The following is a 14,789-nucleotide window of genomic DNA, read 5'->3' as shown; positions in this document are numbered from 1 at the left end:
CCTCGAGGGGCTATGCGTTGAAACTAGACATATAGAGTAGTGTAAACGCATTGATCAGCAAAAAATCCTCTTCTTTCCGTTATGGAAAGAAGAGGATTTTTTATTAACAGAAGAATAGTATAGTGGTTTGATGTTCTAACCTTACTTTGTATAATAGAAGTCCGCATGCACATTTGCTTTAATTGTTTGACTGCCTGGTTCAATTGGCATTTGATCTGCCTTTGAGAAGGCGAGTGTTTGCATTGGAAATACTGGTTGACGATCATTTGCTAACTCTGAAATGTGAATGGGCGTTTTCACGAGTTGCACGTTTAAGCTAGTGGCAATGGTTCTCGCTTTTTTTATGCTATCCTCTACAGCTAAGTTAAGCGCATGTTGATAATGCTCGCTTGGATTTGAAACGGTGAATGAAATATTTTCTACTCGATTAGCCCCATTTTCAAGAGCTGTGTCCACGACTAATCCGGTTTGGTGCACATCAGAAATGGTAACTGTAAGCAAATAATCGATTGAATAACCTCGGAAAACTTGCTTGCCGTCAATATAATCATATTGTGGAGAAATTTGAAATCTAGTTGTTTGGATATGTTCATCGGGAATTCCTAGTTTCTTTAGTGATTGAACTATATTTGCAATGATTTGACTCGTTTGTGCTTGAAGTTCTTGTAAGCTCTTTCCTTGATTCGTATAACCGATTGTAATCATTGCTTGATCAGGTTGGACAGATACCTCACCATTGCCGTATACAGAGATCTTAGGAGTTTTAAGCTGGGCGTCTCCTCCGGTTTTTCTATAGGTAGGTTGAAAATACATTGCACATCTCCTCCTAATTTCATCATTGTTTTTACTCATTTAAACGTAAATCTGCTAATTTGGCAATGATTTTAGGGATGTCGGTATTATCGAGGAATCCATGAAATGACTCAGCTCCATTGCCTTCAGCAAACAATGCGATAGGATTGCTTGTATGACCACCAGTTGAGCTGTTGCTCCTAATTTCCTTTGATTCAATACCAACTTCATATTGTTCAGCGATAAAACTTCCGATTTCCCAATCAATTTTAAACTCTGTATACACATTTGCTTTTGCATCATTTAGACGTTTTGTAAGCGTGGCAATTTTGTGTTTATCTACGTTCATATTAGCGTATGTACGTAAAGTCCGTCCAATGCTATCAACTGTGTAGGCTTTCTCTCCAGAATCTTCTTTTAATTTTTCTGCCATATAATGCGTGGATTGGCTTACCTGTTTTAATGATTCAAGCTTGATTGGCTCGGTTGCGGAAATGCCCATCGTTTCATGATCTGCAGCAACGAGAATTAGGGTATTACTGTTTTCCTTGCTCCATGATCTAGCATAGTGAACGGCCTCATCTAAATCAATTACTTCCTTCCAAAGGCTTGTCATATCTCCAGCATGAGAGGCATGGTCAATCCGTGCGCCCTCTACTAATAGAAAAAAGCCCTCTTCATTATCTAAAAGTTCAATTGCCTTAGCGGTCATTTCCTTTAATGAAGGTTGTGAAGAGCCTTTCTTTAAGTCTAATCTAAACTCAAAATGTTTATCAGCAAACAAACCGAGCGTTTTCTTTCCTTTTACAGACTCCATTTCCTTTTTTGTTTGTACAAATTCATAGCCCAATGATGCTGCATATTTAATGAGTGCTGGTGGATAGAACCGTTTTCCTCCCCCAAGAATGACATCAATTTTATTGTTAATCTGCTGTTTTGCGATTTGTTGCTGATCGTCCCAACGATTGTTTACACTTGCCGAAAATGCGGCAGGAGTTGCATCTGTGATTGCGTTTGTTGAAATAATGCCCGTCTTTTTACCAGTGCGCTTAAAGGCATCTAATACACTATCAACCTCTTGGCCATTTGGAAGAACCCCAATCATGCCATTATTCGTTTTAAACCCAGTCGCTATTGCTGTACCTGCAGCTGCTGAATCCGTCACAATTTGATTCGCAGAATATGTATGAACAAGTGCTGTGTGTGGCATCGATTCAATCGTAAGTCGTCCTTCCTTTCCATACTCCATTATCCGTGCAATTTCCATTTGACCTAGGCCCATCCCATCGCCAACAAATAAAATAACATTTCTTACTTTTGCAGCAATAGTCTCATTAGGGGCGCCACTTACAATTGTCATAAGCAAACATAAAAAGAGTAGCTTTTTCAAATTTATCCCTCCTACTCTTACTATTTGTTCTTAAATTAAAAAGTATTACTTTTAATAGAATATGACAGCAAGTGTAAACGAATTATCTTTTGCGGTCATGAATGAAGTAGAACAGGCATACATTTTATTGAATGATGTGCTAGTCCACAATTTTGTTGTTTTGAAGGGAAAGGAGGAGGAATCGTTCTTGCACTCAATTTTTGCTTTATTGCCAAAAAAAATAGTCGATCAAATCGAACAAATCCCATCAAGCCGAATAGATGGTTTAGAAGAAATTAGAATTCGGATTCATCGACCGATGGAATTTATTGTGAAGGGAAATTCCTTCTTTTTGCACTCATATAAGATAACCTCTGAAGACACGATTCAACTAATAAATAAGTTAAGCAACCATTCAATTTATACACTCGATGAAGAATTGAGAAGAGGATATATTACGGTTGAGGGTGGGCACCGAGTCGGTCTAGCTGGAAAAGTCGTCCTTGAAAATGGACGAGTTAAGGCAATACGCGATCTTTCTTCATTTAATATTCGAATTGCTCGTGAACAAATTGGAATAGCTGAGCACATTCTTCCATCAATCTTTGAGGACAACTGGCTTCACACGATGATTATTGGACCACCACAGTCGGGGAAAACGACACTATTAAGAGATTTAGCTCGAGTCATTTCTAGTGGCGATGATCAGGGAAAGTTCCGTGCGAAAAAAGTAGGCATCGTTGATGAGCGATCAGAAATTGCTGGCAGTGTAAAAGGTGTTCCACAAATGACATTTGGTAATCGAATTGATGTGCTAGACGCATGTCCGAAGGCTGAGGGAATGATGATGATGATTCGTTCAATGAGTCCGGATGTTCTCATCGTTGACGAAATTGGATCAAGCGATGATGCGTTAGCAATCCGTGAGGCTGTTAATGCCGGAATTAAGCTAATGATGACAACGCATGGAAATTCCTTAGAGGAAGTGAAACGCCGCCCTATTTTACATGACATCCTTAATGAAGGGGTTTTTCAGCGATATATAGAGATTGGTAGAAAAAGTGGCCCTGGTTTCATTCGCGCCATTCGAAATGAGAGCGGTCACCTTTTACAAAAAAAGGAGTTGTACTTGAATCGATGATGCAAATAATTGGGGCGATCATCATTTTAACAGCAAGTACGTGGGCAGGATTTGAAATCTCAAAATCCTTGAATTTACGACCGAGACAGCTTAAACAATTAAAAGCTTCTTTACAGTCACTAGAGGCAGAGATTATGTATGGTCACACGCCATTGCATGAAGCGGCTAGAAGGCTTGCGGCTCAATTAGACGGACCAATATCAGAGATGTTTGCTCACTTTGCCTCCTTGCTAACGACGACAGAAACGACAGCCAAAGCTGCGTGGGAAGAAAGCTTGAATAAAGTTTGGAAGAAAACCGCGTTGAAGCAAGGTGAATATGAGGTAATGAAGCAATTTGGTGAAACACTTGGCAGGCATGATCGGCATTCACAACAAAAACAAATCTTCCTTGCAATGACGCATTTAGAAAGGGAAGTAGAGGATGCGAATGATAAGCAAGTAAAGTATGAAAGGATGGTTAAAAGCCTCGGCTTTCTTTCTGGGCTACTCATCATCATCTTATTGATTTAAGCAATCCCAATGCAATTGAAATGGAGAGATACATTAGGAGGAGAAGAGTATGGGCCTAGAAGTCGATATTATTTTTAAAATTGCCGGAGTTGGAATTGTCGTTGCCTTTTTACACACAATCTTAGATCAAGTTGGGAAAAAAGAATATGCACAATGGGTAACTTTATTTGGCTTTATCTACATCTTGTTCATGGTTGCATCAGTTGTAGATAACTTATTTCAAAAGATTAAATCTGTTTTCCTATTCCACTAGAGGGAGGGGATGACTTATCGAAATTCTACAAGTTATTGGGATTAGCTTAGTCGCAACCTTTGTTGTTTTAATCGTAAAGGAGCAAAAGCCGAATTTTGCCTTCTTTATCATCGTATTTGTTGGCTGCACAATTTTTCTTTCATTAATCGATCAAATTCAAGCAATTATCACAATGATCGAAAAAATAGCGGTAAACGCAAATGTAAATATGGTTTATCTCGAAACGATATTAAAGATTATCGGAATTGCCTATATTGCTGAGTTTGCTTCACAAATTACGAAGGATGCTGGACAAGGAGCGCTTGCTTCTAAAATTGAACTCGCTGGAAAAATCCTTATTCTTGCTATGGCCATTCCAATCCTGACCGTTCTAATAGAGACCATTATGCAGATGATCCCTTCATAAGAAATAGAGAGCGTTTATGAAAATGATCCTGTTATGTAAATGAGGTGTAAACATGAAGCTAAAAACTGTACTAGGGCTAATGGCAATATTCTATATTCTCTCGTTTTTTTACGCTCCAATTGGACAGGCATCTGCAGAAACAATTACAACGGAAGAGGGGACAAATACTCTTACAGAAGAATTTTTAGACAAGCAATTACGCTCCTTAAACATAGATGAGCTAAAAGAATTCTGGGAAGAGATTAGTACAGAATACGGTGGTTTTCTTCCTGAAAGCCAGAAAGGAAGTTTATACGACTTTATCAGTGGCGAGAAGGAATTTTCGTTCCAAGATTGGGCTGGTGGCATTACGAAGTTTATCTTTCATGAATTTTTAGTAAATGGAAAGCTACTAGGAACCTTGCTATTACTTGCAGTATTTAGCATGTTTTTGCAATCTCTTCAAAATGCCTTTGAACAGAGCACAATCAGCAAGGTCGCTTATTCGATAGTGTTCATGGTGCTCGTGATCTTAGCTTTGAATAGCTTTAACGTCGTCATTCAATATACGCTTAGCACGATCGAAACGATGATCTCGTTCATCATGGCATTAATCCCTGTATTGCTTGCACTCATTGTAACCTCGGGCGGGGTTGTTTCAGCAGCATTCTTCCATCCAGTAATTTTATTTTTAATGAATACGAGCGGAATTCTTATTCAATTCATCGTTCTGCCTATGCTCTTTTTGTCGACATTATTAAGCATGGTTAGCACGATGTCAGAACAATATAAAGTCACCCAATTGGCCAATATGCTGCGTAATTGGAGCATTGGTTTATTGGGTGTGTTTATGGCCGTTTTCCTTGGGGTGATCTCAGTACAAGGGGCATCTACTGCGATAACAGATGGGGTGACGCTCCGCACAGCTAAATTTATAACCGGTAATTTTATCCCTGTTGTCGGACGAATGTTTACAGATGCTACTGATACGGTCATTAGTGCATCTGTTTTATTAAAAAACACAGTAGGAATTGCAGGTGTCGTTATTTTAATTATCGTTGCAGCTTTTCCTGCATTAAAGATATTGATGGTTTCATTCATTTATAAGTTTGCAAGTGCGATTCTACAACCTTTAGGAGGCGGACCAATTATAAAATGTTTGGACATAATTGGTCAAAACATCCTGTTTGTTTTTGCAGCGTTAGCGATTGTTTCGTTTATGTTCTTTCTCAGTTTGACAGTCATCATTGCTGCCGGAAATTTAACGTTAATGGTTCGTTAGAGAGGAGGTTACGAGGGAATGGAATTTTTAAAAGAATGGATTACTAGCATCATTATTTTTATTTTACTAGCGACTGTTATTGATATGCTTCTTCCTAATTCTAAGCTTCAAAAGTATTCGAAAATGGTGATTGGCCTTTTATTAATTGCGATTATTTTAACCCCACTATTAAAATTTATCACTTCAGACTTTGAACAAGCGTTTAAAAATATGCCAACTTACGAAGCGGTAGATGAAAAAAATATAGAAAATCAAATAGAATTGCAAAAAAAAGAAATACAAGCTTCAACTGATGCATATATTGAAGAAACAATGATTGTCCACCTGAAAGAAGGTGTGCAGGAGGAGTTGATGAATCAATACGATTTACAGATTGCGGACATAAGAATTGAATTAGGTGAACTAGATGAGAACCAACTTCCGACTTTGAAGCATGTGATGGTGCAATTAACGAATGCAAAGGAGGATGTGGTTGAAGTCGTAAAACCGGTTCGAATTATGGATAATCGGGATTCTACTTCCACTCCATCACAAGAAAAGGACATTGAAGAAATCACTGCGCTGCTTTCAAAAAGTTGGGAAGTAGATGTACAAGTAATCGATGTAATGGTTGAAGGGAGGTTCGCAAGGTCGAATGGGTGAAAAAGAGAAAGAATCATGGTTGAAAGGGCTTCTTCCTGGGGGCTCAGATGATCCGAAGAAGAAAAAATTCAATTACTTTATCATCGTCGTTTTAGCTGGTGTGGCGTTTATGCTTGTTAATGGATTGTTTTCTAATGAAAAGTCACCTTCGCAGAGTACTATTCAAAGCAATGATGAGGGCTCAACAGTGAATTCTGATGTGGAAACCTTTGGACAGAAGCAGCAAGGAAATGGTGCTATATCAGATTATGAAAGAGAGTATGAAGCTCAAATAAAAGAAGCGCTTGATATGATCACTGGTGTTAGCGATGTGAAGGTAGTTGTAAATATAGACGCAACGGAGAAGCAAGTGCTCGAAAAAAATACAACAACGCAAGTACAAACAACAGAAGAGGCAGATCGAGAAGGTGGTCAGCGTAAGGTAACAGATACATCCACAGAAGAACAACTCGTTATTTTACGTAATGGAAACAATGAGGCTCCGATCGTAACCGAAGTGAAAAAACCGACAGTCCGTGGGGTATTAGTCGTTGCAAAAGGTGCAGAAAATGTACAAGTAAAAAAAATGATTAGGGAAGCAGTGACGAAGGCGTTGGATATTCCAGTCCATCGTGTCGCTGTATTACCAAAGCAATCATAAGGAGGAATCTTATCATGTTATTAAAAAAACAAACAGTCTGGTTATTAACAATGCTTAGCTTAGTTGTCGTACTCACAATTTACTATATTACGTCTGATCCAAACAGCGCTAACAATCTTGCAGGATTAGATGCTGATACAGAAGAACAAGCAGCAGATAATGATGAAAAAGAGCAAACGAAAGATGAAGACGGAAATGAAGTATCAACTACTCCATTAGGTGACGATCGTTTTGCAGAACTTCGTTTCCAAATGGAAGATGAGCGTAGCAAGTTAAGAGAGCAATTAAATGAAACGCTTGGTTCAACAAATCTAAGTGCAGAGGAAATCAACGCTGCCAAAGAAGATCTTGAGACATTAGATGATTATGACAACAAAGAACAAATGCTAGAGTTGTTACTTGTATCTATGAACTATGAAGATGCACTCGTACGAGCAACAAACGGTTCTGTGTTAATTACAGTAAAATCAAATGACGCTACTCCAAAAGCAGCAAACGAAATCATACGTGAAGTCCATAAGGAATTCGGCATGGTTGAAGGGTTAGTAGTGGAATTCCAACCGGAATAACAATGGTAAGCAATTAAGGAAAAAGCAACAGATATTCGTTGCTTTGAGATTGTAGACAAAGTCGATTTCCGACTTTGTCTATATTTTTTTCGTAGTACTTTTTGATAATAAGAGAAACCCTCCTCGATCTCTTTTGTTCGCTTGAATTGTATATTTTTGTTAGACATGCTCTGATTATGATCGAATATGGATGTACTCTTCGAGTACATCGGTCTTATTAGGCTGTTCTCCAAGTCCATGTGGCGAACTTTTTCAAGTTCATCGATGCAAAAGTAAGCATCTCCTGCATAGACAATTTTTTAAGTCCCTTAAAATATGATAGAAAATCTGTTCAAATATAGCTGAATCATGGTAACGTCGCTCACAGTTTTTACCGAAGGTAGAAAAATGAGGAACTTCTGAATAGAATCAAAACCCTAAAAACCAACGATAAGCAAAATTAGTTTCAATTTCTTTTATTGTTTGACGCATGGATCGGATACCAAACATATATTGAATAAACGTCATTTTAAATAAAACAACGGGATCGATACTTGGTCTCCCAACATTAGAATAGAGGTGTTCCACTGAAGGATAAATGAAAGTAAAATCAATCGCAGCGTCCAATTTCCGAACTAAATGATCCTTGGGAACAAGTTCTTCTATACTTAAAGCTTCTAATTGTTCACTGTCATTATTTTGATTTTTAGTCATCAAGTTTCTTCACCTCAAAATTAAGTATAAATTAGATGAATTAGAGCGAAGGGCGATGACTCCTGCGGGAAAGCGTCGCAGGTGAGACTGAAGCGTCGCGATAGCGACGATGCGGCTCACGCCATGCCCGCGGAAAGCATTCGCCTTAAGCGATAATCAACATCTTTCCTTCAATTTTAAACAAAGAAAGACCGTAGGCATACTAAATTTAATAGGTCTACAGTCTGAAGCAACAGATAGTCTGTTGCTTTTTTGTATGAGTAACGATCGAGTTTTTTCATGATTTCTCTTACAAGTTTGATCATACAATATGTTTGTAAAGCTATACGATTTTAGTAATTATCTAGCTCTAGGCTATCTGTGTTTCGCTCATTATTCTCATCAAATCATGTATGATTTTACAGGATTTTGCCTATTGATGTAGAAGAAATATAAATGGTAGAAATTCTAAGGTTGAACTATTATTAGCTTATATCGTATGATTATAGTAGCTAGTCATAATTTTGTTTGCTATTGAATGAGATCCATATCGTAAGTATGATTCTATTCTTTATTTGCGAAAAGAAATCTCAACTCAATTCATTAAATGAAACAGGGGTGCAAGAAATGTTAAAAGTTCAAGAAATTAGAGAGTTAATCAAACTTGTAGATCAATCAACTATTGATGAATTTACTTATGAACACGATGGTTCAAAAATAAAAATGAAGAAGAAAACAAATGAGACGGTTGTTGTAAAGGCCGAATCACCACAGGCTGCAGCACCAGTTGCTCAAGCTCCTGTCCAACCAGCTCAACCTGTCGCACAGGAAGTAGAAGTGAAAAAAGAAGCCGCTGTTGAGACTGTAAAAGAATCAGTGGACACAAGCCAATTCCATAAAGTTGTTTCACCAATGGTTGGAACTTTTTATCAATCTTCGTCGCCAGATGCTGACGCATATGTAAAAGTAGGTTCAAATGTAAAGAAAGATTCTGTTGTATGTATCGTAGAAGCAATGAAATTATTTAATGAGATTGAAGCTGAAGTAACAGGTGAAATTGTCGAAATCTTGGTTGAAGATGGACAGCTTGTTGAGTATGGCCAACCATTATTTTTAGTAAAGCCTGAATAGGAGTCGAGCATATGATTAAAAAGTTATTGATAGCAAATAGAGGCGAAATTGCTGTGCGTATTATTCGTGCTTGTCATGAAATGGGCATTGAATCTGTCGCAGTCTATTCAGAAGCAGATAAAGAGGCACTGCACGTACAGCTTGCAGATGAAGCTTATTGTATTGGGCCAACATCCTCCAAGGATAGCTATTTGAATTTTACAAACATCATCAGTGTTGCGAAGTTAACAGGATGTGACGCCATTCACCCTGGATATGGATTTTTAGCAGAGAATGCAGATTTTGCTGAGCTATGCAGAGAGTGTAACATTATCTTTGTTGGTCCATCTCCAGAAGCAATTTCGAAGATGGGGACAAAAGATATTGCTAGAGAAACAATGAAGCAAGCTGGTGTCCCAATTGTACCAGGGTCTAATGGAATTATTAATGAGATTAATGAAGCGATTGAATTAGTGAAAAAAATTGAATATCCAGTCATCATTAAAGCAACTGCTGGTGGCGGAGGCAAAGGGATTCGTGTTGCCCGCAATGAGGAAGAACTCATTAAAGGCATTTCGATTACTCAACAAGAAGCATTAACTGCCTTTGGTAACCCTGGTGTGTATATTGAGAAATATATTGAAGACTTTAGACATGTCGAAATTCAAATTTTAGCAGATTCACATGGAAACACTGTTCATCTAGGTGAGAGGGATTGTTCGATCCAACGCCGATTACAAAAGCTGTTAGAAGAAACACCTTCACCAGCACTTGATGGAGAAACCCGTGAAGAGATGGGAAATGCGGCTGTTAAGGCGGCGGAAGCTGTTCAATATACTGGAGCGGGCACGATTGAATTTATCTATGATTATCACAACCGATCATTTTACTTCATGGAAATGAATACGAGAATCCAAGTAGAACATCCAGTGACAGAAATGGTTACAGGTGTAGACTTAATAAAAGAGCAAATTAAGGTTGCTTCTGGTGAGGCATTAGTGTTTAAGCAAGAGGATATTAAATATAATGGCTGGTCGATTGAATGCAGAATCAATGCAGAGAACCCAGAAAAGAACTTTATGCCGTCTGCAGGTAGGATTGAGATGTATTTGCCTCCCGGTGGATTAGGTGTTAGAGTAGATTCAGCAGCATATCCCGGATATGTGATCCCTCCTTATTACGATTCAATGATTGCAAAAGTCATTACCTACGGTGATACTAGAGAAGAGGCCATCGCGCGTATGAAGCGAGCTTTAGATGAATTTGTCATTGAAGGTGTCCATACAACAATTCCGTTTCACCTTAAACTACTTAATCATGAAGCATTTGTTGATGGTCAGTTTAATACGAAGTTTTTAGAGCTTCACAATGTAATGGGGAGCTAAGAATAATCGGAGGTGTATGATAGTGAGTGAAAATCATATTTTAGAAATGAATCATGATCAAGCTGGTCTTGGAAAAGTTGAAATTGCACCAGAAGTTATTGAAGTAATCGCAGGTATTGCGGCGTCTGAAGTTGAAGGTGTAGCCCAAATGCGTGGAAACTTTGCATCTGGAGTAGTTGAAAAGCTAGGAAAGAAAAACCACGGAAAAGGGGTAAAGGTTGAACTTTCTGAAGAAGGCATTAAAGTGGATATATACTGCTTAATGAAATTCGGAATTTCAATCCCACATGTCGCCCAAAAAATCCAAGATAATATTCGCCAAGCGCTTTTAAATATGACAGCTCTAGAAGCATCAGAAGTAAATATTCACGTTGTCGGCGTATTATTTGAAAATCAAAAGGCACAAGAGCCTGAATACGAAGAAGAAATGTAAGTTAAGCAAACAAGAACGAGAATGTAGACAAAGTCAATTTTTGACTTTGTCTACAAGTTTTTTAGCGGAATTTGTTTTCTTTGAAAGCTGTAGTGCTTCCACTAGAAAGTGTCCTCTTATAGCGATAATCGCAGGTGGTGTTTTCTAATGCTACTTATAAGCTGATCATCACTTACAAAGAGAAAGTTTTTTTGAAATTTGTTTATTTAAACTTAAATTCGTGAAATATAACAGAAAGAAAAACAATTATTTTTTAGAAATATGATGGGATACAGTGCGAATGACGAGAACTTGTGCTATTATCTTCTTATGTATTCTGACCGAGTATAGCTCCCCTTTAGGGAATGAATAGATTAAAGGAGTTTATGTTTAAAATGAAAAGAAGGACAGCAAGGGAAAAGGCGTTACAAGCACTGTTCCATATGGATGTAAATGAAAATGACATCGATGAAGTGATCACACATGTGTTAGAGGGTAAGAAGAGTGATGCTTATTTAACGACATTGGTTCACGGTGTAAAACAAAAACAAAAAGAGATCGACCAAGAGATATCCAAGTATTTGGAGAAATGGACGATCGATCGACTAGCAATTGTAGATCGAAACTTGCTTCGCTTAGCAGTATATGAACTTCATCACCAAGCGGAAGAAGTACCTGCGAATGTCGTAATCGATGAAGCTATTGAAATTGCAAAAGAATTTGCAGATGAAAAATCAAGTAAGTTCATTAACGGTGTTTTATCGAAAGTAAAAGACGAGATCACAACTGAATAATTCATTTAACTGCCCTATAGAATTCGAGTTCCAAATGATCGTACAAGTTTATGCGTGACGGGAACAAGAACAAAATTTATAATAGAAGGGCAGTTTTTATTTTTAGTACGATATAATTTAAACCATGGCATAAGTCGATGATTGTGTATTTTGCTAATAGATCGATTAAGAGTATAAGGATGATAAGCTATACGCCTGAAGGGATTATTGAAGATTAGCTCAAACCATACATACAAAGTGAATTGGTAAAGAAGGAGAATTCGATGGACAATCATTCTCGTTATTTAACAGTAACAGCACTCACCAAATATATTAAGAAAAAGTTTGATGTTGATCCGCATTTGCAAAACCTTTCAGTAAAAGGGGAAATCTCAAACTTTAAAAAGCATTCAAGCGGTCATATGTATTTTACACTGAAAGATGAGCGGTCAAGAATATTGGCTGTTTTCTTCTCGAAACAGAACCGTTCGATGAAATTCACTCCTGAAAATGGGATGAAGGTTCTTTTGCGTGGAGAAATATCTGTTTATGAACAAAGTGGGCAATATCAGATCTATGTAAAAGAAATGGAGCCAGATGGAGTTGGTGCTCTTTACTTGGCCTACGAGCAACTAAAGGAAAGATTGGAAACTAGTGGATTCTTTTCGCAAGTCCATAAAAAAAGAATTCCGAAATACCCAAAATCAGTGGGTGTGATTACGTCACCTACAGGTGCAGCAGTTCGAGATGTGATTACAACGATCAAAAGAAGGTATCCAATCGCACATATTCGAGTATATCCAGCACTTGTTCAAGGAGAACAAGCGGCTCCTGCAATTGTACATGCCATTCAACAAGCAAATTTGCGGAAAGATGTTGATGTGTTAATTGTAGGCCGTGGGGGAGGCTCGATTGAAGAACTATGGGCATTTAATGAAGAAATTGTTGCTAAGGCGATTTTTGAGAGTGAACTTCCGCTTATCTCAGCTGTTGGACATGAAACGGACTTTACCATTGCAGACTTTGTAGCAGACTTACGGGCACCAACCCCTACAGCTGCAGCGGAAATGGCTGTCCCTCATGTGGATGATTTAGCCGAAAGGATCCTGCAGTATCAAACGAGATTGACTCGTGCGACCAAAGAAGAAGTCAGCTCATCCTCACAAAGACTAGCTCGAATCGATAAATCATATGCATTTAGGTTTCCTCAAAAGCTCTATGAGCAGAAGCTTGAGCAAGTGGATCGAAATACTGAACAATTGCGTAAATTGTCCCAACGAATCTTTATATTGAAGAAAGAGCAGTGGAAAACAACAAAACACCGCTTACTGCGTAATCACCCTGGACAAATGCAAAAGCAAGCAGTGGATGCTTACACAAAGCAGATGAAAGCATTGAACCGTTCAATTGAAAGCATTCTCTCAGCAAAACAGAAGGAATTTGTCTATAAATTGTCTACTCTTGAAGCATTGAGTCCATTAAAAATTATGGAGAGAGGCTATAGTTTAGTCTATAAAGAAGAGGGAAAACTCATTAAGTCTGTAAAAGATGTGAAAGAACAGGAAACTATTCAGATAAAATTTAATGATGGGATGGCTGATTGCCAAGTGAAGAGTGTGAAGGAGGAATTGTGATGTCGAACGAACAAAAACTTTCTTTTGAAGAAGCAATGTTGAAATTAGAGAAAATCGTTGAAAAGCTTGAAGAAGGGGATGTCCCTTTGGAAGAAGCGATTGATATTTATAAAAAGGGTATGGAACTATCAAAGATTTGTCATACTAAATTGAAAAATGTGGAAGAGCAATTAACGGAGATAGTAACGGAAAGTGGAGAAACCAAGCCCTTCACGTTAGGTGAGGAGGAGCAAGGTTGATGAATACAGTACTTAATGATTTTATGACAGAATACAAAAAAATACTTGAAGAGGATATGCGAGCACAAGTAGTGAAATTAAACGCTCCAAGTGCACTAAAAGAATCGATGCTTTATTCCTTAGAAGCAGGGGGCAAACGAATTCGACCTTTATTATTATTTGCAACTTTACATGCCTTTGAGAAGGAAGGGAAGCTAGGGTTGTCGACGGCTAGTGCGATTGAGATGATTCATACATATTCCTTGATTCATGATGATCTTCCAAGCATGGATGACGATGACCTCCGCCGTGGCAAACCGACAAATCATAAAGTGTTTGGAGAGGCTCATGCGATTTTAGCTGGGGATGCACTGTTAACATATAGCTTTCAATCAATTGCCAATTGTACAATGCTAAACGATCATGTCAAAGTGAAATTGATTCAAGAGGTTTCCAAAGCGGCTGGTGCTGAAGGAATGGTTGGTGGACAAGTTGCTGATATGGAAGGGGAAGATCAATCCTTGTCCCTAAATGAACTAGAATATATTCACCGTCATAAGACGGGGAAGCTCCTCGTTTGTAGTGTTCTCTCAGGGGCGTTCATTGCAGAGGCAACGGATGAACAAATTCAACTTTTAAACACATTTGCTGAACATATAGGCCTTGCGTTTCAAATCCGCGATGATATTTTAGATTTAGAAGGAACAGAAGAGGAAATTGGGAAACCTGTAGGTAGTGACGAATCTAATCTAAAAAGTACTTACCCATCTCTTTTAACAATGGAAGGTGCCAAGGATGCCTTATCGGAACATGTTACAGCTGCTAAGAAAGCGCTTGAACAGACAGGACTCCGTACATATTTGTTAGAAGAAATTACAGATTTAATCGCATTAAGAACGAGCTGATCCAATCAACTCAGTATTTTAACTGTAACCATTGTCAAAAACAGTCTTTTCTTGTGGAAAATGAAATGCCTGTTATAATATAGACAATGATTATC

At 38.1% G+C, this 14,789-nt stretch carries 17 protein-coding genes and 1 pseudogene; 15 read left to right on the top strand and 3 right to left on the bottom strand.

Going from position 1 to position 14,789, the window contains the following annotated elements:
- Positions 1-141: 141 nt before the first annotated feature.
- Positions 142-813, bottom strand: a complete 672-nt coding sequence (locus AC6F34_RS04810; protein ID WP_500769479.1) for an SIMPL domain-containing protein — start codon at positions 811-813, stop codon at positions 142-144.
- Between the two features lie 31 nt (positions 814-844).
- Positions 845-2,182, bottom strand: coding sequence for an alkaline phosphatase (locus AC6F34_RS04805; protein ID WP_500769477.1), 1,338 nt, complete (start codon positions 2,180-2,182; stop codon positions 845-847).
- A 187-nt stretch (positions 2,183-2,369) separates the two neighbouring features.
- Between AC6F34_RS04805 and spoIIIAA the strand changes: the two genes are divergently transcribed.
- The 8 genes from spoIIIAA to AC6F34_RS04765 are packed head-to-tail and all read left to right on the top strand — an operon-like array spanning position 2,370 to position 7,585.
- A complete protein-coding gene (spoIIIAA, locus tag AC6F34_RS04800) occupies positions 2,370-3,302 on the top strand; it encodes a stage III sporulation protein AA (RefSeq protein ID WP_500769475.1) in 933 nt (310 codons plus the stop codon).
- On the top strand, positions 3,299-3,814 hold the full coding sequence (spoIIIAB, locus tag AC6F34_RS04795) for a stage III sporulation protein SpoIIIAB (protein WP_500769473.1): 516 nt from the start codon (positions 3,299-3,301) through the stop codon (positions 3,812-3,814). The genes spoIIIAA and spoIIIAB overlap by 4 nt, the downstream gene beginning before the upstream one ends.
- A gap of 49 nt (positions 3,815-3,863) precedes the next feature.
- The gene (spoIIIAC, locus tag AC6F34_RS04790) at positions 3,864-4,067 is read left to right on the top strand and encodes a stage III sporulation protein AC (RefSeq protein WP_500769471.1); all 204 of its coding nucleotides are present in this window, start codon (positions 3,864-3,866) and stop codon (positions 4,065-4,067) included.
- 16 nt (positions 4,068-4,083) lie between these two features.
- Positions 4,084-4,473: a stage III sporulation protein AD gene (gene spoIIIAD / locus AC6F34_RS04785; RefSeq protein ID WP_500770151.1), complete on the top strand. Its 390-nt coding sequence runs from the start codon at positions 4,084-4,086 to the stop codon at positions 4,471-4,473.
- A gap of 52 nt (positions 4,474-4,525) precedes the next feature.
- On the top strand, positions 4,526-5,734 hold the full coding sequence (gene spoIIIAE / locus AC6F34_RS04780; RefSeq protein ID WP_500769469.1) for a stage III sporulation protein AE: 1,209 nt from the start codon (positions 4,526-4,528) through the stop codon (positions 5,732-5,734).
- Between the two features lie 18 nt (positions 5,735-5,752).
- Positions 5,753-6,376, top strand: coding sequence for a stage III sporulation protein AF (gene spoIIIAF / locus AC6F34_RS04775; protein ID WP_500769467.1), 624 nt, complete (start codon positions 5,753-5,755; stop codon positions 6,374-6,376).
- Entirely contained in the window at positions 6,369-7,016 is a 648-nt protein-coding gene (spoIIIAG, locus tag AC6F34_RS04770; protein WP_500769465.1) for a stage III sporulation protein AG, read from the top strand. The genes spoIIIAF and spoIIIAG overlap by 8 nt, the downstream gene beginning before the upstream one ends.
- Before the next feature lie 14 nt (positions 7,017-7,030).
- A complete protein-coding gene (locus AC6F34_RS04765; RefSeq protein ID WP_500769464.1) occupies positions 7,031-7,585 on the top strand; it encodes a SpoIIIAH-like family protein in 555 nt (184 codons plus the stop codon).
- Between the two features lie 303 nt (positions 7,586-7,888).
- On the opposite strand, the pseudogene AC6F34_RS04760 reads toward AC6F34_RS04765, so the two are convergent.
- Positions 7,889-8,281, bottom strand: a pseudogene (locus AC6F34_RS04760) (transposase); the annotation flags it as partial.
- A 603-nt stretch (positions 8,282-8,884) separates the two neighbouring features.
- Here AC6F34_RS04760 and accB point away from each other — a divergent pair.
- The 7 genes from accB (at position 8,885) to AC6F34_RS04725 (ending at position 14,694) form a co-directional block, all read left to right on the top strand.
- The gene (gene accB / locus AC6F34_RS04755) at positions 8,885-9,388 is read left to right on the top strand and encodes an acetyl-CoA carboxylase biotin carboxyl carrier protein (RefSeq protein ID WP_500769462.1); all 504 of its coding nucleotides are present in this window, start codon (positions 8,885-8,887) and stop codon (positions 9,386-9,388) included.
- Positions 9,389-9,399: 11 nt separating this feature from the next.
- Positions 9,400-10,752, top strand: coding sequence for an acetyl-CoA carboxylase biotin carboxylase subunit (gene accC, locus AC6F34_RS04750; protein ID WP_500769460.1), 1,353 nt, complete (start codon positions 9,400-9,402; stop codon positions 10,750-10,752).
- Positions 10,753-10,774: 22 nt separating this feature from the next.
- The gene (locus AC6F34_RS04745; protein ID WP_500769458.1) at positions 10,775-11,185 is read left to right on the top strand and encodes an Asp23/Gls24 family envelope stress response protein; all 411 of its coding nucleotides are present in this window, start codon (positions 10,775-10,777) and stop codon (positions 11,183-11,185) included.
- 374 nt (positions 11,186-11,559) lie between these two features.
- Complete coding sequence (gene nusB / locus AC6F34_RS04740) at positions 11,560-11,958, top strand: transcription antitermination factor NusB (protein ID WP_500769456.1); 399 nt, start codon at positions 11,560-11,562, stop codon at positions 11,956-11,958.
- Between the two features lie 263 nt (positions 11,959-12,221).
- Positions 12,222-13,571, top strand: a complete 1,350-nt coding sequence (gene xseA, locus AC6F34_RS04735; protein ID WP_500769454.1) for an exodeoxyribonuclease VII large subunit — start codon at positions 12,222-12,224, stop codon at positions 13,569-13,571.
- Positions 13,571-13,810 (top strand): exodeoxyribonuclease VII small subunit, encoded by a 240-nt coding sequence (locus AC6F34_RS04730; protein ID WP_500769452.1) that lies wholly within the window; start codon positions 13,571-13,573, stop codon positions 13,808-13,810. Before xseA ends, AC6F34_RS04730 begins: the two co-directional genes overlap by 1 nt.
- Positions 13,810-14,694, top strand: coding sequence for a polyprenyl synthetase family protein (locus AC6F34_RS04725; protein WP_500769450.1), 885 nt, complete (start codon positions 13,810-13,812; stop codon positions 14,692-14,694). Before AC6F34_RS04730 ends, AC6F34_RS04725 begins: the two co-directional genes overlap by 1 nt.
- The last annotated feature ends 95 nt before the right edge of the window (positions 14,695-14,789 follow it).

The organism is Niallia sp. CD-39, from assembly GCF_059874745.1.
This window is presented reverse-complemented; position numbering and strand designations above follow the sequence as displayed.